Source organism: Emergencia timonensis (assembly GCF_900086585.1).
Classification (GTDB): Bacteria; Bacillota; Clostridia; order Peptostreptococcales; family Anaerovoracaceae; genus Senimuribacter; species Senimuribacter timonensis.
Genome location: NZ_FLKM01000008.1, coordinates 319,870 through 346,257, shown reverse-complemented (window position 1 = coordinate 346,257; position 26,388 = coordinate 319,870). Strand labels below are relative to the sequence as shown.

Sequence of the window (26,388 nt, the reverse complement as noted above, 5' to 3'; positions counted from 1 at the left end):
CAGATACAGGAAACACAAGAGGCGGTACAGCGCTGCCTCTTGCGCTCTCCCCGCAAGGAGGTATTACGATGCTGTTAGAAAACAAAAAAGTCCTGATTACCGGCGCGGGCCGGGGAATCGGCAGGCAGACTGCCATAGAGATGGCAAAGGAAGGCGCTGTAATCCTGGGAGCAGGGCGCAGACAGACGCCGCTTTTGGAAATGGCGGAACAAGTGCAGCAGCTGGGCGGCCGATCCTATATCGCGACGATGGACATTGCTGACTACGATATGTCAAAACAGGCCATCGATGCCCTGGCAGAAGAATCCGGAGGAATCGATATCCTGGTACATTGCGCGGCGATTTTTGAAGAGGCATTTTTCACGGACATGACGCCGAAGCAATGGCAGCGGACGATTTCCATAGATTTGAACGGAGCCTATAACGTGATTCATTCCGCAATTCCCTACATCATCAAAGCGAAGGGCTCCGTGGTAAGCGTAGTGTCGCAGGACGCATTTTACGGCTGCCCGGGATACAGCCATTACAGCGCAAGCAAGGCGGCGGTGGTCGGTTTGACCAGGACCCTTGCCCGCGAACTGGGGCCTTCTGGCGTCAGGCTCAACTGCGTAGCGCCGGGCATTACTGAAACCGAAATGACAAGAGAGAGAATTGCAGACGGAAGGGAAAGCTACCTGGAAAAACTGCCTGTGGGGCATATCGGCCAGCCGAAGGAGATCGCAGACGCCATCGTATTCCTGGCCTCTGAAAAAGCGAGCTACATTACAGGCCAGGTCATTCACGCAAACGGCGGCATGTATCTGGGGTAGCGAAGCGGCAATCAAGACAGAAGGAGACATAGCTATGATATTTAATGTTCAAAAATGTTCTATTCACGACGGCTGCGGCATCCGCACCCTGGTGTTCTTTAAGGGCTGCCCCCTGCGGTGTCCGTGGTGTGCCAATCCTGAATCCCAGTCTTACCACCACGAGATCACGGAGTACCCGTCAAAATGCATCGGCTGCGGCCTTTGTATGGAGCGCTGCCCCGGGCAGGCGATTGGGGAAGACGGGCGCATCGATAGATCATTTTGTCCGGACGAGTGTACAGAATGCACGGACATCTGCTACGCAGAGGCGAAAAAGCTGGTAGGAAAAGAATATACCATCGACGAGCTATTTGAGGAAATCAACAAGGACAAGATCTTTTACGACATCAAAGGGGGCGGCGTGACTTTTTCCGGCGGCGAGCCGCTGACCTACGGCGCTTATCTGGAGCAGATAGCGAGAAAGTGCAGAGAAAACCGCATCGACGTGTGCATTGAAAGCTGCGGATATAGTTCCTTCGACAGTTTTAAGGGGGCGCTGCCCTACATAAATTCGATGTTCATGGACATCAAAATCATCAATCCGCAGAAACACGAGGAAGTCACGGGCAGGAGCAACCAGCTGATACTGGATAATATCAGGCGCATCTCGGAATACGGAGTCCCCCTGACGATCAGGACGCCCATCGTACCGGGCTATACCGATACAGAGGAAAATGTTAGGGGTATTGCAGAATTCGTCAGCGGACTGGATACTGTGACAGAATATGAGCTGCTGCGGTACCATAATTTTGGAGAATCCAAGTATGCGGCGCTGGGGAAGACCTATGATCTGAAAGGCGTCCAGCCGCCGTCAGATGAAGAAATGCTGGAGCTTACCGGAATCGCAAATACTGTTTTAAATAAACATGGGAAATATAGCTTTTTTATGAAAGATAACAAAAAGGAGGGTATCTAATGTTAACGCAGAGAATTATCAGATTAAATGACAAGGTTCGAAACACCGATCCGACCATTGATCTGGACCGGGCCAGGCTGATCACAGAGTTCTACAGCCGGCCTTCAATGGACAACTATATCTTGAGAAGGGCAAAGGCTTTCTGTTATTTCTTAGAAAACAAGAGGATTTTTATCGACCCGGATTCACAGATCGCAGGCCATGCGGGAGATCGTATTCAGGCAGTGCCACTGCATCCGGACGTGACAAAGTGGTTATATGACGATTTTGAAACGCTGGATCAGAGGGTCTCCGACCACCTCCACTTCAGGAGCGAAGAAGAAAAAGAGGAGCTCAGAGAGATTGTCGAGAAGTGGCATGGGAACACCTTCGGAGACTTTGCCGCAAAGCTGGAAGACGACGACGTGAAGGATATGATAGACGCGCTGGTCTTCACCCACGGCGTTTCCAACCAGTCCACTATGAACCACACGCCGGACTACGATAACCTGATCAAATACGGATACCGCCACTATATTGACGAATGCAAAGAAAACCTGGCGTCCTTTGTCTGCAAGGACGTCTATGATATGGAGCAGAGGATCAACTGGGAAGCCATGATCATCGTCATGGAAGGGATTATCAGTTTTGCCCATCGCTATGCCGACCTGGCAGAACAGCAGGCAGCAGAATGCACAGATGCAGCCCGCAGGCAGGAGCTTTTGACTATGGCGGAAAACTGCAGGACAGTGCCGGAATTTGCCCCGAAAACCTTCCTGCAGGCGGCGCAGCTGGTATGGTTCACCCATCTTGCCATCGTGCTGGAAGCGGCGGGAGGAGACCACTGCCTGGGCCGTTTTGACCAGTACATGTATCCGTTCTTTGAAAAAGAAACCGCAGAGGGAAAGGACGAGGGCTATTTCCAGGAAATCATCCACGAGTTCAAGCTGAAGATTGCTGAGTTGTGGAATATCCGCCAGTACAAAGAATCCATTGCAGTCCCGGGCTGCCCGCTGTGGATGCACGTCATGCTGGGCGGCGTGAAAGAGAACGGAAGAGATGCCTGCAACGAGCTGACCAATGTATTTCTTCGCTGCCTGCTCGACCTGCAGACCGACGAACCTTGTATTTCCTTCCGGTTTCACCCGGGGGTCAACGAGGAGACCTTTCGCCTGGCGATTCAGGCAGCGAGAGATTCCGGCGGCCATCCGGCGTTCTATAACGACACTGCGGCGATCACCTACCTGCTGAGCCTGGGATTTACCCTCAAAGAGGCGCGCAACTGGGGCATCTGTGGCTGCATCGAGCCGGTGGTCTTAGGGATTACGGATTTTCAGACGAACTCCAGTAATTTCAATGTCAATAAGATACTGGAAATCACCTTGCACAACGGCTACGATCCACTTACGAAGAAGCAGCTGGGCATCAAAACCGGGGATCCGCGAAAGTTTACCTGTATCGGGGATGTGATGGAAGCTTTCGAAGCGCAGCTAGATTTCTTCATGGAGAAGATGATCAAGCTTGCCAATGCGACCCTGGGCGGCCATGCCTTTACACTGCCTACGATTACGGCTTCCTGCTTCTCCAGGGGCTGTATCGAAAAAGGCAAGATGCTCCAACAGAAGGGTTCAGACCATCACTACACCACCGTATCGATCGCAAGCATGGCGAACCTGATCGATTCCTTTGCCGCCATGGAGGAATGCGTATTCAACAAGGGTTATCTCAGTATGGATGAGCTGCTGCAATTGCTGGATACGAATTTTGAGGGAAAAGAAAATATGCGTCAGCTTTTGATCAACAAGGCGCCGAAATACGGAAATAATATCGAGCAGGCAGACAAATACGGAGAATGGTTCGTGGATAGAATTGACAGATCCATGAAGCGCTTCAAAGATGCCCACGGCGGCCAGTGGACCAGCCTGCATGCTACCGTGGTCTATAACGTGGAAATGGGCAAGAACGTCGGCGCGATGCCTGACGGCAGGCTGGCGTTCAGTCCTCTTGCGGACAACGCCTCCCCGATGATCGGCATGGACGTCAACGGCCCGACAGCAGTCGTAAATTCTCTCGCCGCCTGCGACGAACAGATACCGCAGAGCGGGATGCTGCTCAATCAAAGGTTCGATCCGACCATCGCTGCCGGGGAAAAGGGGCTTGATATCATAGAAAGTGTATTCCGCGCTCACTTTGCACAGGGGGGATACCATATCCAGATCAACGTCTTGGACGATGAGACCCTCCTGGCGGCACAGAAAGAGCCGGAGAAATACAAGAACATCATTGTCCGCGTAGCCGGTTATTCGGCGTACTTCGTGGAACTGGGCAAAGAAATTCAGGACAATATCATTCAGAGAACCATACAGAAGGGTTTTTGATAAGACACATAAAATATTATCAAAATTCAGAAGCTGCCACATGACGGCAGGAGAGGGATCCTGCTGCCAGTGGCAGCTTTATTATGCAAATGGTCAAAACCAGGCGGAACACATAGTATATAGTATGGCAGTAGATTGCCTGAAAGCATGAAAGGAATTGAAAGAAATGATTTCATATAAGAATAATTTTGCCAACATGAATACGCCGTGTGGCTGTGTATCAGATAATAGTGAAGATACTGTGTATTATCAGGGACCACAGGGGAACCCTGGTCCGCAAGGCCCGCAGGGTCCAAGAGGCGAGAGAGGGGCACAGGGTCCCCGAGGACAAAAAGGTGATCCGGGCTGTCCTGGACCTGCAGGACCAAGAGGTATGTACGGCCCGACCGGTCCACAAGGTCCGCAGGGTGTTCGCGGTGATGCAGGTCCAAAGGGAGACCACGGTGCAATGGGGCCGCAAGGCGTACGGGGAAATCCCGGCCCACAAGGAATACAAGGTGAACGTGGACCAATTGGTCCAAAGGGGGATCCTGGTGATGTGGGGCCGGCAGGTCCAAAAGGTGAGTTTGGCGACATGGGGCCGGCCGGTCCGCAGGGCCTGCAGGGCCCTCAGGGAGAACAAGGTCTGCAGGGTGCAACTGGCCCGCAGGGTCTGCAGGGAGAAATAGGCTGCCAGGGTCCTCAGGGTGAACAGGGTATTCAGGGGGATCGCGGGTTAACTGGTCCAACTGGTCCTACAGGGCCAACTGGAGCTGTCCCTACAATTGCAGTAGGAACAGTGAATACAAGTGTAGATGGCACAGCCCTCGTCACCGCCAACAGTACTGACACGGGTATTGCCCTCGATTTCACTGTACCGCAAGGTCCGACAGGCGCTACAGGCGCCGTTCCAACTGTCACCATTGGAAGCGTTAATACTGGAGATAGTGCCTCTGTGACGGAGAATACAACAGAAACGGGAGTTGCGCTGGACTTTATCCTGCCAATTGGCCCAACAGGCGCACAGGGTGAACAGGGCATGCAGGGGATTATTGGAGCAACCGGCCCGACAGGGGCGACGGGAAATACAGGCGCAGATGGCGTAACCGGTCCGACGGGACCAACAGGAGATACTGGTCCAGATGGAGCAGACGGAGCAACTGGTCCGACAGGAGCAACAGGAAACACGGGGGCAGATGGAGCGACCGGTCCGACGGGAGCGACAGGATACACGGGAGCAGATGGAGCGACTGGCCCGACAGGAGCAACGGGGAATACTGGCCCAGATGGAGCAGATGGAGCAACCGGTCCGACAGGAGCGACAGGAAACACAGGAGCAGACGGAGCAACCGGTCCGACAGGAGCGACGGGAAACACAGGAGCAGATGGAGCAACCGGCCCGACAGGAGCAACGGGAAATACAGGCGCAGATGGAGCAGATGGAGCGACCGGACCGACGGGAGCGACAGGAAATACAGGCGCAGATGGAGCAACTGGCCCGACAGGAGCGACGGGAAACACAGGAGCAGACGGAGCAACTGGCCCGACAGGAGCGACGCCGGTCGTTAATGTCGGAACCGTTGAAACTGGAGAAGCAGCAAATATAACGGCAAATCCTGTAGAAGGAGGAACCGCATTAAACTTTGTCCTGCCCATTGGTCCGACTGGACCAACAGGAGCACAAGGGGTGCAAGGTCCGACGGGAGGTACGGGACCTGCGCCAGAAATTACTGTTGCAGAGGAGACCCCGACCAGCTATAAAGTGAACTTTAAGACAGCAGGCCAGGATATTACAAGTCCAAATCTTAAATCCGTGATAGACGCCTATAATGCAGATCTTTCAGCATCGGGAAGTTATATTGACATCCCTCTGCAAAATTTAATTTATACGGTTGAGTATGCGTCCTCATCTGCTATCCGTCTTTCTATAAAAGCGGCAAATGCAGCGACACCAGTGTTAGCAGATATTCGTCGCACAAGCATTTATGACGGGGCGGCCATTGAATCACAGACTCTGAATAATACACAAATTACGACTAGAGTCGTATTAGACGATACGGTATACAGTCAATCACAAGAAATGCACTGGATTAGAATCAGGCAGCAAGACCCTGCTACAAAGCTTTGGTCTATGTGTGAAGTAAAGACCTTTGCATCACAAGGCGGCGCACGAACTTCTGTGTGTATACAGTGGTTCTACAATAATGCATCGTTTACGGTACCACAACACTAATCTTTGGTGAAAGACGGAGCAAACAGCTCCGTCTTTTGTTTTTCCCTAAATAGAAACATTGTTCGGTAAATGTGGTGTATTAGGACAGAGGAGTGTTATTTATGAAGAGAATCAAAATACTGATATTTATTGTACTGCTGTCCGTCGGATTTCTATTCAACGGCGAACTTTACATGCTTTACCTGGACAATTTTCAAGAAAGCTGCTATCAGGCAAACTTTTATACTGATATTCCGACTATGGAGGTATCAGATGATAGAATTAGGCAAGATTTTGTGGAGACGGGTAAAAAACACGACGTCGATTTCTTTGTGGTAGATCAAAAAATTCATTCGGCATATGAAACGAAGGTTACCATATATGGGACAAAGGGTGCGCTGCAGCATTTATCCTCTATGGGAATCAAGGATGGGAAGAATAAAAGTCTCTTCTTTGGAGAAGCTGTAGTACATTGCGAGGCTTTCAAAGACGTCAAGGATGTTACGAAATTTGACACCTACTATTTCGTCGGAGATGAATCAAAGCTGGAAGATATCCGTTCCTTTAAGGCCGACTTAATCGACCAGTACAGTGGAGGTTTTCCGAGGCTGATGGGCTCTGAACGGGAAACCTGGCTCAATTTGTTATCCGTATGGGGAATCATCTTCGGGCTAATGCTGATGGTGACACTATACAGCATACTGTACTATAAGAAAGAAACCATGGTTCGTATCATATTGGGAGAAAGTCTGACAAGGATGTTTGCAAGAAACGTATTGCTTGACACGATAACATTTTCTTTGTTGTTTTTCCTGATACCGCAGTTTTTAAATAACTTCTCCAACGTACAGTTTAAAATGTCCTTTGTTTTTCTGCTGCTTTGTATATACTTGATTCTTAATATATTGCTTCATGCACTAATCCTCCGTGTCAATTACAAGAAAGACATCGCTGGCAGTCATGATGGACACGGACTTCTTCTGGCAAGCTATCTGTTAAAGGTCGTAACAACGGTGCTGGTAACACTTGTGCTGGCAGGGAACGTAGTGATTATCAGAGATGCCTATAACCTCTATCAGCAAAAGGATTTTTTTGAGGATCATAGAGATTACAGCTATTATCAGATGAGCTATAGACCGGATAGTCATTCGGAGAAGTCATTTGATGATGAACTTCTAATAAATGGGCGTTTTTATGGGCGTTTTCAAGACCGTGCGCTGAGCTACATGGATGTGTCTCGGCATTTAGAGAGTGCTTATCCAGCTGTCTTAAGCAATCAGGCGGCTATGGAGGAAGTGAAACGTCAGTGGCCATCCATCGCAGAAGCCATCAAGGGAGTCGTGGAGGGGAAGGTATATATAATGGTGCCGTCATGTATTTCTGTAGATTCACCAGAATATGAATTTGCAGAATCCCTGGGTGATATTTCTTTTGGATATGAAGATTATGGAGAAAAAGAAATACTTATTTATGAAGAGGGGATTTCTTTAACGGGAATACATCGGAATGATGAATACGAGATGAAGTCCTATCAGGATCCAATCATTTTATTTAATAACACTGTTGCTTCAACGGATGAAATCGCAACTTCTTTTGACTGGCTTGAACCTTGTGACGTCATGTACCGTATTACAACTGAGGAATGGCAGTCATTTATAGAGGAGTTCCAGCTAGAAGATGAAATTATTTCCAAGTCCAACGTCCTTGATGTCTATAACCACAGTTGGGCCATAGCTTCACGCAATATGCGGATGTTGCTGGTGCTCTCCGTCTTTTTGCTATTTTTGGAAATGGTTTTGATTATGTTCATCATACGGTTGGAATATCAGTTCAATGCGGTGGAAATGGCTCTAAAGAAGGTTCACGGCTACACATTGCTGAACAGAAACTGGCGCATTTTAAAAACCACCGTTTACGGCGCTCTTGTCGGTATACTGACGGCGCTTTTCCTCAGCATTGTGCTACAAATGCCAGGCGGCGTTCCGCTGGTTTTGGCCGGTCTGCTGATGATGTTCCTGGAACTAAGTTATATTCTCTGGCGAGCAAAGAGAATCGAGAAAACAACCATATCATCTATTTTGAAAGGGGAAAAGATATGATAGAGGGGAAGAATATCACAAAGCAATTCGGCAATCAGGTCTTATTTGACGGTTACAATTTTGCTATTGAAGACGGGGAGTTTGTCTGCTTCTCCGGTGTCAGTGGGGCAGGGAAAACGACCCTCTTGAATATCATTGGTCTCCTTGAACCTTTGGATGGGGGAGAATTGCTGATTAACGGCATCGAATACAAGACCAGCAGGCAGAGGCTCCAATATTTTCGCACGGAAGTCGGGTTTCTCTTTCAAAATTTTGCATTGATAGAAAATAAGACGGTGGAACAGAACTTGGAGATTGTTTCGAAACAGAACCGTACGGAGTTTAGCATTATGGAAGCTCTGGAAAGAGTGGGACTGCAGGAGAAACTCCACAGCAAGGTCTATACGCTGTCAGGAGGAGAGCAGCAGCGCATTGCTTTAGCACGCCTGTTTCTAAAGAAATGCAATATTATTTTGGCTGATGAGCCGACAGGGTCTTTAGACCGACATAATGCGCAGATTGTTATGGACATTTTGTTTGACTTAAATCAAAGAGGAAAAACAATCATTCTTGTAACCCACGATGAAAGAATTAAACAGATGGCAAAGCGGGTTATTACGTTATAAAGATTCGTGCCATATAAAAAGAGAATGGAATATCCATTCTCTTTTCAGATCTCAAGCTTATTCTTTCATCGCAATGACTTCGATTTCTACCATAGCGCCTTTTGGCAACGCGCCGACTTGGAATGCGGATCTGGAAGGATATGCGCCTTCGGTAAAGTAGGCAGCGTATACCTCGTTCATCTTTGCGAAGTTATTCATATCTGTTAAGAAGCAAGTCGTCTTGACGACCTTATCCATACCGGAGCCTGCTTCTTCTAATATTGCTTTGATATTCTCAAGGGACTGCTTTGTCTGTTCTTCGATGCCGCCTTCCACCAGTTCACCAGTTGCTGGGGCGATAGGTACCTGGCCGGATGTAAAGATGAAGCCGTCTACAATATTTGCCTGTGCATAAGGCCCGATAGCAGCAGGCGCTTTTTCAGTTGCAACAATTTTTCTCATTTTTGTATCTCCTTTATTTTTCTAACCCTAATTCAATAAACTTGCGCAGTTCCGAAAGGGAAATTTTCTGCAGTCTGCATTTACCAATGAATTCAGGAACCACCATTGTGATCTTATCTCCCGATATTTTCTTGTCCATCAATGCATAGTGATAAAGATCGTCTGCCGTATAAGTTACAGAAAGATCAAACCCCATCTCTGTTAGGATTTCCGTCAGAGATGCACTGATATCTACATTAGTTAAATTTGATTTATATGCGGCTCTGGCCTCGACTACCATTCCCTTTGCTACTGCCTGACCATGGGAGATAGAGAAAGCGCTGAGCTTTTCGATGCCATGCCCCACGGTGTGCCCGAAGTTGAGAAGCTGCCTGAGACCGATATCTCTTTCATCAGCCTCGACCACGGACTTCTTTATGGAGACGCACCTGGCGATTACATATTCATAATTATTGGCTTTGATATGCTCTATCAAAGTCTCTTCAGAGACGACGGCGCTTTTGACCGCTTCCGCAATGCCGTCCATTAATTTGACCGGCGGCAGACTGTCAAAGGTCTTATAATCGCAGAGAACCATAGCTGGCTGCCAAAAGGCGCCGGCTAAGTTTTTGCCGCAGAGCAGATTGATTCCCGTTTTCCCGCCGACGGACGCGTCAATTGCCGACATATAAGTGGTTGGAATCTGTACATAGGGAATGCCGCGCATGTAAGTAGCCGCAACAAAGCCTGCCATATCGCCGACGACACCGCCGCCAAGAGCGATAATGGCGTCTGATCTGGTCAGCCCTTCGTCAGCTAAGGCCTCCAAGATATTAGAATATGTGCTCAGGTTTTTGGAATGTTCGCCTGAAGGAAACACGATTTTGGAAGTCTGGTATCCGTGCTCCATCAGTGAGGTCAAAAGTACCTGTGCGTAGATATTGTTGACTGTACTGTCGGTGATGACGCAGACCTTGCAGGGAGGGATGCAGGTATGAATATAGACGCCGGCATCCTTGATTAAATCTTTTCCGATTATGATATCATAGGGGGTTGTTGTAGATACAACGAATTTTTTCATATTCTCTTGCTCCTAACATTAACTGGGCAAAGCCGTTTAAGTCCACAGCCTGCTGGCCGTCGCACAATGCGCAAGCCGGATCGTTGTGCACTTCCACCATGATACCGTCACAGCCGGAGGCGATGGCGGCATGGGTAACTGGTGTGACGATGGATGAAATTCCCGTACCATGGCTGGGATCTGCCACCACTGGCAGATGGCTCAGCTCCTTGAGCAGGGGAATCGCATTGATATCAAAAGTGTTGCGAGTCATCGGTTCAAAAGTACGGATGCCTCTTTCACACAAAATGACGTTTGGATTTCCGTTAGACAATATATATTCTGCACTATATAACAGTTCTTCAATCGTATTTCCGCTTCCACGTTTTAACAAAACCGGTTTGTCCAATTTTCCCAAGGCTTCAAGCAAAGGATAGTTTTGCATATTTTTAGCACCGACTTGGATTAGATCCACATCTTTGAAGAGTGGAATATCCGCGATTTCCATGATTTCTGATACGACGGGAAGTCCGGTTTTCTGTCCGGCTTCCAACAGATATTCGAGGCCTTTAGGTCCCAGACCGCGGAAGGTATAGGGAGAAGTTCTTGGCTTATATGCGCCGCCCCGGAGCAAATCAGCGCCAGAGGCTTTCACCGCCTCGGCAATGGCAAAGAGCTGTTCTTTCGATTCGATGGTGCAGGGGCCGGCAATGGCTGTTAGGTTTCCGTCACCGAAATGAACCTTGCCAATATTTACGATTGTATTTTGTGGATGTTTTTTCCGTGAAGCCAATAATTCCATAACAAAAAAATTTCCTTCTATGTTATACTATACACTAGCGAATAATCAAATTGTAACATATTTTCTATCAATTTGCAAAAATCATACGACGGGGGTGGAACAGATTAAGAAGTTATTGGGAAGACTATTTTTTTGGATGATCTTTCTCGCAGTTTTTTTAGGGGTAGTGGGAATGATGATCAACAATTATGTTGTGAAAGAAGAAAAGGACAAGATTGCCTATGCGATCAATGAGAACAAAAACACCTTTTCAAATTCTGAAATAAATAAAATAAAGGGATTTGGTGCAGACTGTATTATGATACTGGGTGCAGGCATCAAAGATGACGAGACGCCGACGCCGATGCTGAAAGACCGGCTGGACACGGGACTGATGCTGTACCAGGCGGGAGCCGCGTCAAAGATTCTCCTCACGGGGGATAATGGTTCAAAGGAACACAACGAAATACATGTTATGCTGAATTACGTAAAAGAGGCAGGCGTGCCGGAGGAAGATATCTTCTGTGACCATGCGGGATTCTCCACCTATGATTCCATGTATCGTGCTAAAAAAATATTTCAGGTCAGTAATTTAATCGTCGTAACCCAGACTTACCATGAATACCGATCCTTATACATAGGAGAAAAACTGGGGTTAAACGTTATGGGCATAGCATCGGATCAGATGAAATATGCGGGACAGCCGGCACGAGAAGTTAGGGAGGTCCTTGCCAGGGTCAAAGACGTATTTAAAGTCATGATTAAATCAAAATCAATTTTAGGCGGAGAAGTCATACCGATTAACGGCAGCGGCATTTCAAGCCATGGGGAGTAAGGGAAATGGGATATCAATTTTATGAGTTGCTGCTTTTGTTTTCCATCTATTCAATAATAGGATGGATGATAGGGGTCTGCGGTTCTGCACTGACAAAAGGAATCTATGAAAATCACGGTATTTGTAAAGGACCGTATTGTCCATCCTATGGATTAGGAGCGCTTGTCATTCTTTTTGCAATGAGTTATCTGACTCAGTACAATGTGCCACTGACAGCCTTTTTAGCAGGACTGCTTATCGGCACGATTTTAGAAATTGTAGTGATGGGCTGTGTCAATGGACTCTGCGGCGGAAAGCTGCTCGCATTTCGCTGGTATCACCCGCTGCTCATGGGCGCTGGCAGTGTTATTCTGGTCTGTCATCTGAACACGGTGCTCACTGCGATAATCAGGAGTATCTCTCCGTGGATCCACTTTGCTTTCTTAATTCTCTTCTGGCTGTATTTTGCATCACAGTTTATCGAGGGCATTTCAAAGATGATGCTATTTAAAAAACGAGGCACAATTTAATAGGACGCTGAATAAAATAATGGAGGGCCAGTGGTCCTCCATTTTGTTTTTAATATGAGGTGAAGTAGATGATATATTTCGATAACGGCGCAACTTCTTTTCCAAAGCCCAGAGGCATGAGTGCGGAAATGGAGGACTGCATACTGAATTACTGCGGAAATCCAGGCAGATCGGGACATTATATGTCCATGAAGACGGGAGAAAAAGTATACGAAGCGAGAAAGAGCATCGCCAAGGTTTTTAACATCAAAGATCCGGGACGGCTGACGTTTACAAAGAATACGACGGAAGCATTAAACGCAGGCCTGATCGGTTTTTTAAAAGAGGGGGATCACGTAGTAACGACTTCTATGGAACACAATTCTGTGTTAAGGCCTCTTAAACAACTGGAAGAAGCAGGTGTCAGTCATACAATTGTCAAAGGAGACGAGGAAGGTTTTGTTTCGGCAGAGGCAATTCAATCTGCGATTACAGAGAGTACAAGATTAATTGTGGTTACAGGCGCCTCTAATGTGACGGGAACGATTATGCCTATTGAGCAAATCGGCAGACTAGCGGCGCGAAATAATATACCGTTTATGTTAGACGCGGCACAATGCGGCGGCTGCACGCCCGTCGACGTGGAAAAATGCAATGTATCTATGCTGGCTTTTCCGGGACATAAAGGCCTTCTAGGCCCTCTGGGCACAGGTGCCCTTTATGTTGCGCCAGGTGTTGAAATCAAGCCTCTGATCTGTGGCGGTACCGGCACAGAATCCAGAAGCCGCGTACAGCCTTTTGACTTCCCAGAAGGTTATGAGTCCGGCACGATCAACGCGCCTGGCATCATCGGGCTGGGATACAGCGCCAGATTTATTGAAAAGGTGGGCATCCAGACCATAGAGTTTTACGAGAGAGAACTGATTAAACGATTTGACGATAGAATCAGAAATATGGACTTTGTCGATATGTACGGACCTGTGCCAGCTGGAAAGACGGGCATCAGTTTGTTCAACATCAGAAATGTGGAATGTGAGGAAGTTACGGCACTGCTGAACAGAGACTATGGAATTGCAGTGCGCGGAGGATACCACTGCGCAGGTCTGGCACACAAGACCATCGGCACTTGGGAAACCGGCGCAGTGAGGCTCAGTGTAGGACCGTTTAACACCCGCAGAGAGATTGACAGGGCAGTTGATGCTGTATGGAAGATAGGTAAAAAGATGCAGTGATATCTAAACCGAATCGTATTGACAGGAGACACCTTAGTCGCATATAATAATTACCATGTGACAGGGTGTCATTTTGTGTCGAAATTTAGGAGCAGATTATGCCGAAAGAAACCTTTTATAACCTACCAGAGGATAAGAAAAAACGGATTCTCGACGCCGCAGCGGAGGAAATTGTACGCGTGCCGGCCAGCGAGATGTCCATCAACAAAATCATACAGAAAGCGGATATTTCCAGGGGAAGCTTTTATCAGTATTTTGACGACAAGCACGACCTGATTCAGTACATGCTTTCTGACTACATAAACATCTTAAAAGATGGAATCAGAGACAGCCTGCGAATCTGCAAAGGCGATATCTTTGCCGCGGTCAGCCGGGTGCTGGACGGTGTGATCGCCCTGGGCAGAGATGAGAGAAATCAGAAGGGCATGAAAAATATCATCGGAGAAGCGGATAAGAACGAATGCACTTTGGATTTTATATTGAACCTTCAAGATGAAATAGTGAAGATTCTTGTGGAGGGAACGGATAGAACCCTGCTGAAGAACGAAACCGATGATGAACTGATTTTATTGGCCCGGCTGCTCTTTCTATTACTGAAGAATGCAGCGGCGGAATGCCTGCACGATATCAGGTACGCAGATAGAGTGAGAGCAGAATTTTTAGGTCAGCAGGAATTAATCAAGCGAGGAACAGAAAGAGGAGGAATTGATGTCTAAATTTAGTGTGAAAAAGCCGTTTACTGTATTTGTGGCTGTCGTCATCATCCTGGTTACAGGAATTGTGTCCTATACCAAGATGACACCAGATTTATTTCCGAATATCGACATGCCATATGTTATCGTCGTGACCCCATATGCCGGAGCGACGCCAGAAAAAGTAGAAAACAATGTCACAAAGCCTTTGGAACAGAGGCTGGCGACTTTGACGGATATCAAGGACCTGCAGTCTGTTTCTAACGCCAACTACTCTATGGTGATGCTGGAGTTTGAAGACAGTGTCAATATGGATACAGTATCCTCGGATATTTTACAGAAGATCAATTTGGTAGAAGGCAATTGGGAAGACGCCGTCGGCACACCGACCATCATGAAGCTCAATCCCAACATGATTCCAGTCAGTGTAGCTGCAGTCGACTACAAAGGAAAGGACAGGGCGGAGCTTTCTTCTTTTGTCAGCGATACTTTGATGAACCAGTTGGAGGGCATCACTGGGGTAGCCAGCATCGACACTTCTGGTATCTTGGAAGAGAAAGTCAATGTGGTGATCAGCCAGGACAAGATCGACAAGATCAACAACAAAATTCTCGCCAGCGTCAACAGCCAGCTTGCCAGCGCCCAGAGTGAGCTGGATGCGCAGAAGGGAAAGGTACAGCAGGGCAAAAGCCAGCTAGCCGATCAGCAGAAGAAAATTGACGACGGAAAGGCACAGCTTGAGAAAGCGAAAGCCCAGTTGGAAGAAGGAAAGCCGTTCCTTCCAGAAGAGCAGTACAAGGAACAGGCACAAAAACTTGCAAAGACACAGAAGCAGTTATCCACCGCCGAGGGAAAAATAAAGACAGCGAAAAGTGAAATCTCTCAGGCAGAAGGACAGTTGAAAACAGCCCAGGCACAGCTTGATTCCCAGGCACAGTCGGCAAGAGAGCAGGCGAAGATTGGCGACAAGATTACTACTGATATGATTTCAGGTATTCTGCAGGGACAGAATTTCTCCATGCCTGCTGGCTATGTGGAGGAGGGCGGAACGAACTACCTGGTCAGCGTAGGTGACGATGTGTCAACCGAGCAGCAGGCGAGAAATCTCTTCCTCTTTGACTCCGGCGTGGACAGTGTAGGCAAGATTTATTTGAAAGATGTGGCAGATGTATTTATGAGCGATAATGCTGACAACCTCTACGCAAAGATCAACGGAGAGGACGGCGTTGTCTTATCCTTTTCAAAGCAGTCAAACTATGCCACAGCGGAGGTCTGTGAAAACATACAGAATAAATTTACAGAACTGAGCAAGGAGCACGACGGCCTGCACTTTACCAGTCTGATGGATCAGGGTGATTACATAAGACTCGTAGTTAACTCCATACTCAGCAGCTTATTGTGGGGAGCACTGTTTGCGATCTTGATTCTGTTCCTCTTCCTCAGAGGCATCAAACCGACGATCATTACCTTGTGCAGTATTCCAATCAGTATTATCTTTGCTATTTTACTGATGTATTTCTCAGGGATCAGCATCAATCTGATTTCGATGTCGGGTCTTGCTGTATCTGTCGGTATGCTGGTCGATAACTCCGTAGTCGTCATTGAAAACACAGTCAGACTGCGCAGGCAGGGCGTTCCGGCGCCGAAAGCGGCAGTGGCAGGCGCAAAGCAGGTCAGTGCAGCAATTACAGCCTCTACCCTTACGACAATCTGCGTATTCGTACCCATCATATTTACGGATGGATTGACTAGACAGCTGTTTACTGATATGGCATTGACTGTGGCATACACGCTGATTGCCAGCTTGATTATCGCCCTGACTCTTGTACCGGCCATGTCGTCAAAACTGCTGGCCAACACGAAAGAGACGGAAGGCAAATACTACATGGCCCTGTTGGATAAGTACAAAACTTCAATTAGTTATGTGCTCAAACACAAGGTGCCAATTTTGCTGCTGGCAGTGATTCTGCTGCTAGGCAGTATATATTTCAGCTTACAAAAGGGATTCATCTTTATGCCAGAGATGAGTTCACCGCAGATTCAGGCGACAATGGAAATGCCGAAGGGCAGCAGCCTGGAAGAGACAAAGGAAACAGCCGACGCAGCCATCAAAAAGATAGAAACGATCAAGGATGTCGATACAGTAGGCGCGATTTTGTCTACAGGCGGCATGATGGGCGGCGGCACTACACAAGCCTCCGTTTCCTTCTACATCATGCTTAATGAAAAGATGGAACACACGAGCACTTGGGTAGCCGATAAAATTAACGATGTATGTAAAGATCTGAAAGGTCTTGTGACCGCTGCTGGATCTTCTACAGGAGATTTTACTACTGCCCTTGGCGGCTCCGGCGTGTCCATCAACGTATACAGCGCTGACCTGGATCACCTGCAGGAGACAGCAAAGGGAATCAGCGCAGAGCTGGCAAAGGTAAAAGGCATCGACGAAGTTGAGAGCGGCATCCAGGAGTCTGACAAAGAATACCACTTTGTCGTAAAAAAGACGGCCGCCATGAAACGAGGTCTGACGGTGGCCCAGGTTTATACGGCCATTGTAGATGCCATGACCTATGAGGACAAGGCGACGACAGTGACATGGCAGGACAACGACTATGACGTGGTGGTTTCTTCTGAACAGAAGGAAGCTTTGACGCCAAAGGAGATGAAAAATCTAACTTTGACCGTCAAAGATGCAGACGGCAAAGAGCAGAAGATTAAACTCAACGACATTGCAAAGCTGGAGGAAAAAGAGACCCTGAAATCCATCGGCCGCGATAATCAGAGCAGGTATCTCAATGTGACGGGCACTTTGAAAGAAGGTTACAATGTAACAAAGGTAACTTCAGCAGCGGAGAAAGCGATTGAGAAATATGACCTGCCAAAGGGCACAACCATAGAGTTTACAGGGGAGAATGAGACCATCATGGATGCGATGGAAGATCTGGTCCTGATGTTGATTCTAGGCATCGTCTTTGTCTACTTGATCATGGTGGCCCAGTTCCAGTCGTTGAAATCACCGTTCATCATCATGTTCACCATACCGCTGGCCTTCACAGGCGGTCTGCTGGCGCTGCTGATTACGGGGAAAGAAATCAGTGTCATCGCCATGATCGGCATGGTCATGCTGACGGGTATCATTGTAAACAACGGTATCGTTTTAGTCGACTATATCAATCAGCTGAGAGCGGCAGGCACGCCAAAGAAAGAAGCGATTATAGAAGCGGGCATGACGAGAATGAGACCGATTTTGATGACGTCTCTGACCACGATACTCGGTCTGATTGTGATGGCTTTCGGCAGTTCGTCAGGCACAGATATGATGCGGCCAGTGGCCTTAGTCTGCATCGGCGGATTAATTTATGCAACTTTATTAACGCTCTATATTGTTCCGATCATTTATGATATAATGAACGGCGAGGAGTATAAACACCTTTCAGATGAAGATCTGGATATCAGTAATATTTAATTTGGAGGTCATAGAGAGTGAAATTATTTGACAACAAAGTTCAAGAAAGGAAGTATAATGTCCTTCGCGAAGTTGCCATTCAGACTTGGCGCGGCAACGATGTTTTTGCAGAGTTTAACGAAATTTCCAGCAAGGTCATTCCAAAGGATGAACCGCCGCAGAGGTGCTGCATCTATAAAGACAGAGCAGTCATCGCGGAACGTATCAGACTTGCCATTGGCGGCAGCCGGAAAGCCAGTGGTGTCGTACAGGTCATCGACATTGCTTGTGACGAATGTCCAGAGGCGGGATACGTTGTAACAGACCTTTGCAGGGGCTGTCTGGCCCACGGGTGCATCGACGCCTGCAAATTGGGGGCCATTACGATTGATTCTAAGCATCATGCCCATATCGACAAGAACAAGTGCGTGGACTGCGGCAGATGTGCCACAGCCTGCAAATATAGTGCGATACATAACTTTCAGAGACCGTGTGAAAATGCCTGCAAGGTCAAGGCAATCTCCATGGGTCCTGGCGGTGAGGCATCCATAGATTATGAGAAGTGCATCAGCTGCGGCACCTGTGTGTACCACTGCCCGTTTGGAGCGACAGTTGACGTATCCAGCATCGTGGACGTCATCAACTCCCTCAAGGAGAGCACTCGCAAGGATGCGAACAATCCGACGATTGCCATCGTGGCGCCGTCTATCGCCAGCCAGTTCCTATACGCTAATCTGGGACAGGTCATCACAGGTATCAAGAAGCTGGGATTTGCGCAGGTCCTTGAGGTGGCCCTGGGTGCAGATATGGTAGCGACAAAAGAAGCACAGGAGTTGGTGGAAAAGGGATTCTTAACTTCCTCTTGCTGCCCTGCTTTCGTCAAATATATAGAAACCAAATATCCTGGACTGAAGGAGAAGATATCCCACAATTTCTCGCCGATGGTAGAGCTAGCTAAATTTATTAAAGAAGGCCATCCGGAGGCTACAATTGTCTTTATCGGTCCTTGTATCGCGAAGAAGGCTGAGGTTAGAAAGCCAGAAGTACGTAAGTACATCGACTATGCGATTACCTTTGAGGAGCTGCAGGCCCTCTTTGACAGCAGAGATATTATTCTGCGTGAACAGGAAGAGACAGAATGGAACCAGGCGTCCTATTATGGAAGAATTTTCGCCAAGTCAGGCGGACTTGCCGAGGCAGTGACCCAGGCGCTGAAAGAGTTAGATATACACGATTTTGAATTCAATCCTATCGTCTGTGACGGTATCGATAAGTGTAAACAAGCATTAGCCAGAGCGGATAAAGGGGTGCTGCCGAATAACTTTATTGAAGGCATGGCTTGTATCGGCGGTTGTGTCGGCGGTTCCGGAAATCTGGTCCGCTATAATGATGCCGCAGAAGAGATTGAAGAGCACAGTGAAGAGGCTACAGCTACAGAAATTTTACCAAACGTAAGGAAGACAATTAATATTTTGTAATGGAAATCAAGGTTGTTTAAGGCTTAGCCTTGCATGCAATATACAGGGCATACCGGAATCCGGTATGCCCTGTTTTTTGATGCGTGATAATTACTTTTTTAAAATTTCCCATGCAATGAAAAGTGGGGTGACAGCAGCCACTTTTATGCACCAGTCAACAGGTGATTGTTGGAATTGTCATGACGATTGCTTTAATCATCGGCGTAGGGGTTTACATTAGGATCTGGCATAGGCTGTGCCATATTGGCAAGGGGTATGCTAAGGCTATGCAGCAATCGGGAGCTACAACATTGATGAAGGTTATTTCTGATGTATATGGGCCGCGGGCAGAACATCTGGGATGCGCACTCAGTTCCATTGGAATTATCATCAGTATCATTTCTTAGGTTGTTCGCCAGTGCCTTGATTCTGACGACATGGGATTTTTATCCATGGGACTATGCGGCGCAGTGGTGTTACTTCCATTCAGCTGCGCGCTATTTCTGATCGGGCGCATTAAAAGAGAAGCTATTGTGGGCTCAATCATTGCCGGCCCGGCTGCCGTTATTGCAGGGAACTTGGCTGGACTGTCCTTCAATCCGCTATTTTTTGGCATTGCAGTCAATATAATATGCTGCACGATGAGATATAGAAGAGGATAAGGAATCCAAGAAGCAGGTAGCCCGAAGAATCGAGCAGCCTGGGGAATCAGACAGCGCAGTTACGCAGATAGAATGAAAATCAGCAAATCAGTTAAGAAAATAGGGGGGCTGACAGCCAGTCTGCGTAACGGGCAGGGGAATCAGGCAGCACAGTTACGCAGATAGAATGAAAATCAGCAAATGAGTTAAGAAAATAGGGGGGCTGACAGCCAGTCTGCGTAACGGGCAGGAGAATGGAGCAGCGCAGTTACGCAGATAGAATGAAAATCAGCAAATCGGTTAAGAAAATAGGGGGGCTGACAGCCAGTCTGCGTAACGGGCAGGGGAATCAGGCAGCGCAGTTACGCAGATAGAATGAAATCAGCAAATCAGTTAAGAAAATAGGGGGGCTGACAGCCAGTCTGCGTAACGGGCAGGGGAATTAGGCAGCGCAGTTACGCAGATAGAATGAAAATCAGCAAATCAGTTAAGAAAATAGGGGGGCTGACAGCCAGTCTGCGTAACGGGCAGGGGAATCAGGCAGCGCAGTTACGCAGATGGGACAAAATCTGGGACGACCAAGTATTACACCCAGCTTGCCATGAGGCCGGCAAAGACTACAGATACGATGGAGACCGACACCATACCGGCGATAATCATCTTTGGCATGATGTTCTGCAGAAGAATTTCCTTCTCTTCCACGGTTTCACCGACAGCCTTGGCCACCTCGTTTGGAACAATAAAGGTCCCTGGGAAGCCAAAAAGGGCGGTGACACCCAGAGCAAAGGCCATGTACCAGCTGAGTTTAAAAATCTTGCCCACGAGGATGGAAATTAGAGCGCAGCAGGTTAGTCCTACGACAACCACGATAAGCAGAGGTTTTATCATGGACAATACCATAGACGGCGTCGTATTGGCCAGGCTGGCGAACACATTCACTAAGACCGCCCCAATGACAAAGGTAAAACCGTTGGCTTTGGTCAGTGACCCTTCTTCAAGAAAGCCGATTTCCCGGGCTATGACGCCGAGAATCAAACAGATTACCAGCGTATTGACGCTGCCGTCAGTGAGATTTGACAGCCATTGTGCCAGGCAGGCGACGACCGCCAGCTTAGCAATGACAAAGTTATCCCCGTTGTAATCTGCCGGCATCTGCGGAAAGATTCGCCAGGCGGGTTTATTCTCTGCAGTCTCCAAAGGTTTGTTTAAAGTCAGCGATCCAGAGGCAATCTGCCCCTTAAGGCGTAAAGCTTCTTTCTTGCAAAGAATGGAGGCAATTGGGAAACCGACAACGCCTTGGATGACTAGGATCAGAGAACCAAAGACGATGGTGTTTTCGCCAGCATTTTTCAGCGCTTCTGACATGACTAGAAAAGCAACCACGCCGCCGCCTAGAATTGGTGCGCCAATGAGGGCCATAGATTGGTCAATTATCAGGCCGCCGATAAAATATACGCCCAAGCAGATTGCCACGGTGGAGCACAGGACAATGACGACGGTCTTCCATTCTTTTAACAAATCCTGCATTTTAATCGTCGTTCCCATATGTACCAGGAGCAGGCCTACGGTTACACTTGCGAACAGCTTTAAGGATGCGTCGTCAAAGATGGTAGCAGGCAGGCCGTTCCAGAAACCGACTGCAAAGACGACAGATGCGACAAATAGCATAGAAATAATTGCCTTGGTCTTTGTGGCGATGATATCACCGACTGCGTAGACGATCATGATTATCGTCAAAGCGTATAATCCGTTCATAATAATTCCTTTCCAGATTCATTCTCTCTTTGCGCTATACTATGATTTTCCAGCCACTTAACGGCACAGAAGGCGTAGACAGCACTGCCATAGGGCAGGGCGTTTTCATCTAAACGGGCACTTGGATTATGCATGGAGTAGGAGTAACCTTCTTCAATGCTGCCCGCACAGACATTGGCAAAGAAGGTCGGGACATACTCGCATAGATTGGCAAAGTCTTCCGAACCCTTTACAGGAGGAATCACCTGCACCTTTTCCATGATCTGGCTGCAGTAGCCTGCCATTTCTTTTGCCAGTTCGGGATCGTTGATGTTCGGAGCAACGCCGCCCAGAAACTCGGTCTTTGCGTTTGCGCGCCAGCTTTCGGCAATGGATGTTGCAACCTCTGGAAGCCGTCTCCTGAGGTATTCTCTGTTTTCTCTTGTGAATGCTCTGAAGCTTCCCATGATTTCTGCTTCTTCCGGTATGATATTCGAAGCAGTGCCGGATGTCAATTTACCGATAGACAGGATGACCGGCTCATCGCAGGGGATCTCCAGGGAAATCAGCTGCTGGAGCGCAACGACGATGTTCGCTGCGGCGCTGGCAGCGGAGACGCCGAGATAGGGGGTGCTGCCGTGGGATGCTTTTCCTTTGATTGTAATGCGGAATTCGTCGGCCGAAGGCATCATCGTATGTGCGCTGTAGGCCAGACTGCGCGCGTGCATATCATAGTCGCCGCAGGGACCGAAGTTCATGTGAAGAGCCATGGCCGCGTCTACTTTTGGATAATCTAAAATACCTGCATCCAGCATCTTACGGGAACCGAGCAGCGTTTCTTCTCCCGCTTGAAACATTAATTTTACCGTGCCCTTTAACAAGTCAGCGTGTTTACGCAGCAAGGCCGCAGCAGCAAGGAGCATAGCGGTATGCGCATCGTGTCCGCAGGAGTGACAGGCGCCGGTCTGACAGGCAAAGTCAAGACCGGAGGTCTCCGTCTGCGGCAGGGCATCCATATCTGCTCTGAGCAAGATAACCGGCTGGCCGCTGCCTATGGTGCAGGTGATTCCTTCACCTAACAGGATTGGGGCGTAACCGAGAGACGTAAGCTGCTTTATGACGAAAGCTCTCGTCTTGGGCAGGTCAAAGCCTAACTCGGCATTCTCGTGAATGTAACGGCGATTTTCAATGATGTTATCCTTCATGGCAAAGGCTTCTTTTAGGAATAAATTCATGATTTCACCACCTTTCTAATTAAATTTTCTGAATTTATTGTACGTGATGAATTGCGAGGAGGGAAATAATTAGATATAATACTGTGATAAGGACAGCTAATAACCGTTAACAAGAGGGAGGTAGACCCGTGGAAATCAGACAATTATATTACGTATTGGAAGTAGCCAAATGCAACAGCTTTTCAAAAGCAGCAAATGCACAGTTTATTACCCAGCCAGCCATATCACAGCAGATCAGCGCTCTGGAAGAAGAATTGCAGGTCAAGCTATTTAAGCGAGACACCCACAGTGTGGTTTTGACAAAAGAGGGAGAGAAATTTTGTGCATATGCAAAAGATGTGGCAGAATCTATCGACAGATTGATGGCTGCTTTTCACCAGAGTACAACAAAAGACAAAACGGTTATCAAAGTGGGTGTGTTTCCCTTTTACAAGGCCGCAGGTTTGACATCAATTATCAACTCTTTTTTTGCAGCCAATCACAATGTCATCGGCAGCATTAAAGTAGAAGAAAACTATAGGGCCTATGAAAAACTGGAAACCGGGGAGTTGAATTTTGCTATTATAAAATCTCGCCTGGAAAATATCCAAAAATCCTGGGTGAAGTATGAGGTGCTGCGCAGTGAGAATTTAAACGTGCTCATCAGCCGGAAAAATCCTTATGCCCAGCGAAAAGTAATAGAACTGTCAGAACTGGGACAGTTTTCGCTTTTGACTGGCGACCAGGACTCTCATTTCTACAATGAGATGAGGGAACTTTATGAGAAGAATCACATTGACTTTAACGTAGCGTTTCTCAACACAGGCGAAGTGGATATGATGCTGGACATGGTGAAAGACAACATTGGGATCAGCCTGGTGACTGACAGTGTAGGCAGGGCTTATGAAAATGAAGAAATCGCCGCAATTCCCATCGAACCGAAGCAGGAAATTCTAACCTTCCTGGCCTATCCAAGAAAGCGGCGGCTGTCAGGCGCTTACCTGGCATTTAAGAACCATGTGATAGATGCGCATAGAAAGTAGAAAATATGTTGGTCCGCTTCTTGCATTAACCTATTCGTGTACTTTTTCTGTATTTTAATATATGGTATAATGGTTCCACAATCTAACGGCGTTGCCGCAATGTAGGAACCCTTGAATCATGTGCTGCGATTCTATATTCAGAGGAATGCACATGGTATAATGGTTCCACAATCTAACGGCGTTGCCGCAATGTAGGAACCCTTGAATCATGTGCTGCGATTCTATATTCAGAGGAATGCACATGGTATAATGGTTCCACAATCTAACGGCGTTGCCGCAATGTAGGAACCCTTGAATCATGTGCTGCGATTCTATTTTCAGAGGAATGCACATGGTATAATGATTCCGTAATTTTACGACGTTATCGAGAGGCGGGAACCCTTGAATCATGACGTTCGATTCTATTTCCAGAGGAATCGTCATGGTACAATGAACCGTATGATTTTTTATAAGGCGAGGTGGAGATGGACAACTACGATGCAAAAGCAATTGAATTATTGATGGACAGTATGAATCAAGGTATCGTCTATGTAGATGCCGCGCAGAAGATTCAAATCTGCAACAGAAAGGCGAAGGAAATTACGGGGATCGTGATAGATACCCATGCAAGCCACGATGCCGGACAGATCACGGAAGGAGATATCGTCATTATTGCAGACAATAAGCTGGGGGACGATGACGGCAATTTAGGCAGAGAAGAACTGGCACTACTGAATATTAATGACCTGGATATTCGCAGTGGAGATATGCTGGTAGCGGTGGGCGTTTACAAGAATAAAAAGATTGAACCGGAATTCAAGTACCTCCGGGAACACCAGCTAAATATACCCATGTGCCTGGATGTTAACTATTTTGGTTTTCATATTGCAGCCTCCATTGACACTGAAAAGAAAGAGACCTTGATTGTTGTCAACGACATCGGGTATAAGCTGAATTATTACTCTTCTGTAGGGAACATGGTTATCATCGATGGAACCACGGGAGACATTAAATTCTTTCAAGCCAAAGGATACAGCATCAGGAATGAAGATGCTGGAAATCTGCTGCGCGGGCAGCGCTACTTTGGCAAAGACCCGGAGGATACCGATTTGGACGTGACAGGGCGGCGTTTTTTAGATCTCTTCGACCAGTCGGCATTATCAGAACGCCTTTTTGCGGTGCTTGCGGGGCAGGAAGAACAAATCAGTAATCATCTCTATGAAATCAATAAAAGACCGTTTATCTGCAACATTGTGCCCTGGTGTAAGGCAGAGAAGCAAAGCATCGAAGGGGTCTTTTTGCTGATTCAAGATGCAGAACATCTGGAAAACCTGCTGGACGACAGAAACGAGATTATCAAACAGATTGAGGCCAAAAACGAGGACACGACAGAAATAGAAATGTCCTATCCGGAAAACGCCTTTGAAGGGTTTGTGGGGAAAAGTCACAAAGCGAGGGAAGTCAAGTATATGGCTTATAAGGCCTCGAAGAATCGTTTTAACGTCATCATCACAGGGGAGAGCGGAACGGGAAAATCAAAACTGGCAAAGGAAATCCATTTGATGGGGAATCCAGGCGCTCCCTTTGTGGAGGTCAACTGCAACGCCATTGCACCGACTCTTTTTGAGAGTGAGCTCTTTGGCTATGTGGGCGGAGCCTTTACGGGCGCTAAGACGGAGGGCAAGGTCGGTTTTTTTGAAGCTGCCAACCGGGGAACCATCTTTCTGGACGAGATTGGGGAAATCCCTCTCGATATCCAGGTAAAGCTTCTTCACGTTTTGCAGAACAAGATTATCTACCGGGTTGGTTCGTCGAAACCGATTAAAGTAGACGTCAGGGTGATTGCAGCCACAAATAAAAACCTTGAAGAGGAAGTGGCGCTGGGGCATTTTCGGCAGGATCTGTTCTACCGCATCAATGTTTTCCCTATCGACATTCCGCCGATCAGGGAACGAAAGGCGGACTTGTATCTGCTGATTAACCAGATTCTGAAAAAAGCCTGTGACACTTATGGACTGGAAACAAAACAGTTTTCCGGCGAAGCGCTGCAGAAGCTGATTTCCTATAACTGGCCGGGTAATGTTAGAGAGCTGGAGAATGCAATAGAGAGAGCCATTACGCTTTGTGAGTCCAATATTATTTACTCAGAACATCTGCGCATCGGCAAAGGTTCCATTCCAACGACCATGAAGGAGATGCTGGCAAAGGAAGAGGAGCGAATACTGGAAATGACCATGATTAAATACAACGGTGACAAACTGAAAGCAATGGAAGAGCTCGATATGTCGCGGACCGTATTTTACGATAAGCTGAAAAGGTACAACATAAAATATTAGAAAGGCGGAGGAAAT

At 47.6% G+C, this 26,388-nt stretch carries 21 protein-coding genes; 16 read left to right on the top strand and 5 right to left on the bottom strand.

Features of this window, described 5'->3' with window-relative positions:
- Window positions 1-68 precede the first annotated feature (68 nt).
- From BN6539_RS02890 to BN6539_RS02865, 6 genes are all read left to right on the top strand, one after another.
- On the top strand, window positions 69-809 hold the full coding sequence (locus tag BN6539_RS02890) for an SDR family oxidoreductase (protein ID WP_082907322.1): 741 nt from the start codon (window positions 69-71) through the stop codon (window positions 807-809).
- Between the two features lie 34 nt (window positions 810-843).
- Window positions 844-1,764 carry a glycyl-radical enzyme activating protein gene (locus BN6539_RS02885; protein WP_067533641.1) on the top strand — a complete coding sequence of 307 codons (921 nt, stop codon included), beginning with the start codon at window positions 844-846 and terminating at the stop codon, window positions 1,762-1,764.
- The gene (locus BN6539_RS02880) at window positions 1,764-4,121 is read left to right on the top strand and encodes a glycyl radical protein (RefSeq protein WP_067533638.1); all 2,358 of its coding nucleotides are present in this window, start codon (window positions 1,764-1,766) and stop codon (window positions 4,119-4,121) included. The genes BN6539_RS02885 and BN6539_RS02880 overlap by 1 nt, the downstream gene beginning before the upstream one ends.
- Window positions 4,122-4,287: 166 nt before the next feature.
- Window positions 4,288-6,333 (top strand): collagen-like domain-containing protein, encoded by a 2,046-nt coding sequence (locus BN6539_RS23090; protein WP_067533635.1) that lies wholly within the window; start codon window positions 4,288-4,290, stop codon window positions 6,331-6,333.
- Window positions 6,334-6,434: 101 nt separating this feature from the next.
- Window positions 6,435-8,411 carry a hypothetical protein gene (locus BN6539_RS02870; RefSeq protein WP_067533632.1) on the top strand — a complete coding sequence of 659 codons (1,977 nt, stop codon included), beginning with the start codon at window positions 6,435-6,437 and terminating at the stop codon, window positions 8,409-8,411.
- Window positions 8,408-9,016, top strand: coding sequence for an ATP-binding cassette domain-containing protein (locus tag BN6539_RS02865; RefSeq protein WP_067533629.1), 609 nt, complete (start codon window positions 8,408-8,410; stop codon window positions 9,014-9,016). Before BN6539_RS02870 ends, BN6539_RS02865 begins: the two co-directional genes overlap by 4 nt.
- A 57-nt stretch (window positions 9,017-9,073) precedes the next feature.
- Here the strand turns inward: BN6539_RS02865 and BN6539_RS02860 are convergent, their stop codons facing one another.
- From BN6539_RS02860 to aroF, 3 genes are read right to left on the bottom strand one after another with little or no spacing between them, the layout of a single operon-like run.
- On the bottom strand, window positions 9,074-9,457 hold the full coding sequence (locus BN6539_RS02860) for a RidA family protein (protein ID WP_067533626.1): 384 nt from the start codon (window positions 9,455-9,457) through the stop codon (window positions 9,074-9,076).
- 13 nt (window positions 9,458-9,470) lie between these two features.
- Complete coding sequence (aroB, locus tag BN6539_RS02855; RefSeq protein ID WP_067533623.1) at window positions 9,471-10,517, bottom strand: 3-dehydroquinate synthase; 1,047 nt, start codon at window positions 10,515-10,517, stop codon at window positions 9,471-9,473.
- Complete coding sequence (gene aroF / locus BN6539_RS02850; protein ID WP_067533620.1) at window positions 10,480-11,298, bottom strand: 3-deoxy-7-phosphoheptulonate synthase; 819 nt, start codon at window positions 11,296-11,298, stop codon at window positions 10,480-10,482. The genes aroB and aroF overlap by 38 nt, the downstream gene beginning before the upstream one ends.
- Before the next feature lie 172 nt (window positions 11,299-11,470).
- Between aroF and BN6539_RS02845 the strand changes: the two genes are divergently transcribed.
- From BN6539_RS02845 to BN6539_RS22695, 8 genes are all read left to right on the top strand, one after another.
- Window positions 11,471-12,112, top strand: coding sequence for a SanA/YdcF family protein (locus BN6539_RS02845; protein WP_227142535.1), 642 nt, complete (start codon window positions 11,471-11,473; stop codon window positions 12,110-12,112).
- Between the two features lie 5 nt (window positions 12,113-12,117).
- Window positions 12,118-12,621, top strand: coding sequence for a putative ABC transporter permease (locus BN6539_RS02840; RefSeq protein ID WP_067533614.1), 504 nt, complete (start codon window positions 12,118-12,120; stop codon window positions 12,619-12,621).
- A gap of 68 nt (window positions 12,622-12,689) precedes the next feature.
- On the top strand, window positions 12,690-13,832 hold the full coding sequence (locus tag BN6539_RS02835) for an aminotransferase class V-fold PLP-dependent enzyme (RefSeq protein WP_067533611.1): 1,143 nt from the start codon (window positions 12,690-12,692) through the stop codon (window positions 13,830-13,832).
- Between the two features lie 98 nt (window positions 13,833-13,930).
- Window positions 13,931-14,548, top strand: coding sequence for a TetR/AcrR family transcriptional regulator (locus BN6539_RS02830; protein WP_067533609.1), 618 nt, complete (start codon window positions 13,931-13,933; stop codon window positions 14,546-14,548).
- On the top strand, window positions 14,541-17,990 hold the full coding sequence (locus tag BN6539_RS02825; protein WP_082907320.1) for an efflux RND transporter permease subunit: 3,450 nt from the start codon (window positions 14,541-14,543) through the stop codon (window positions 17,988-17,990). Before BN6539_RS02830 ends, BN6539_RS02825 begins: the two co-directional genes overlap by 8 nt.
- A gap of 17 nt (window positions 17,991-18,007) precedes the next feature.
- Complete coding sequence (locus BN6539_RS02820; RefSeq protein ID WP_067533601.1) at window positions 18,008-19,447, top strand: 4Fe-4S dicluster domain-containing protein; 1,440 nt, start codon at window positions 18,008-18,010, stop codon at window positions 19,445-19,447.
- Between the two features lie 161 nt (window positions 19,448-19,608).
- Complete coding sequence (locus BN6539_RS02815; protein ID WP_207645071.1) at window positions 19,609-19,833, top strand: hypothetical protein; 225 nt, start codon at window positions 19,609-19,611, stop codon at window positions 19,831-19,833.
- Between the two features lie 30 nt (window positions 19,834-19,863).
- Window positions 19,864-20,088 carry a hypothetical protein gene (locus BN6539_RS22695; RefSeq protein ID WP_207645070.1) on the top strand — a complete coding sequence of 75 codons (225 nt, stop codon included), beginning with the start codon at window positions 19,864-19,866 and terminating at the stop codon, window positions 20,086-20,088.
- 564 nt (window positions 20,089-20,652) lie between these two features.
- On the opposite strand, the gene BN6539_RS02805 is transcribed toward BN6539_RS22695, so the two are convergent.
- Together BN6539_RS02805 and BN6539_RS02800 are read right to left on the bottom strand one after the other, a co-directional pair.
- A complete protein-coding gene (locus BN6539_RS02805) occupies window positions 20,653-21,822 on the bottom strand; it encodes a hypothetical protein (RefSeq protein ID WP_067533593.1) in 1,170 nt (389 codons plus the stop codon).
- Window positions 21,819-23,036: a M20 metallopeptidase family protein gene (locus tag BN6539_RS02800; protein WP_067533590.1), complete on the bottom strand. Its 1,218-nt coding sequence runs from the start codon at window positions 23,034-23,036 to the stop codon at window positions 21,819-21,821. The genes BN6539_RS02805 and BN6539_RS02800 overlap by 4 nt, the downstream gene beginning before the upstream one ends.
- A gap of 128 nt (window positions 23,037-23,164) precedes the next feature.
- On the opposite strand from BN6539_RS02800, the gene BN6539_RS02795 reads away from it, so the two are divergent.
- Both BN6539_RS02795 and BN6539_RS02790 read left to right on the top strand, forming a co-directional pair.
- Window positions 23,165-24,058: a LysR family transcriptional regulator gene (locus BN6539_RS02795; RefSeq protein ID WP_067533588.1), complete on the top strand. Its 894-nt coding sequence runs from the start codon at window positions 23,165-23,167 to the stop codon at window positions 24,056-24,058.
- Window positions 24,059-24,522: 464 nt separating this feature from the next.
- A complete protein-coding gene (locus BN6539_RS02790) occupies window positions 24,523-26,373 on the top strand; it encodes a sigma-54 interaction domain-containing protein (RefSeq protein WP_067533585.1) in 1,851 nt (616 codons plus the stop codon).
- Window positions 26,374-26,388 lie beyond the last annotated feature (15 nt).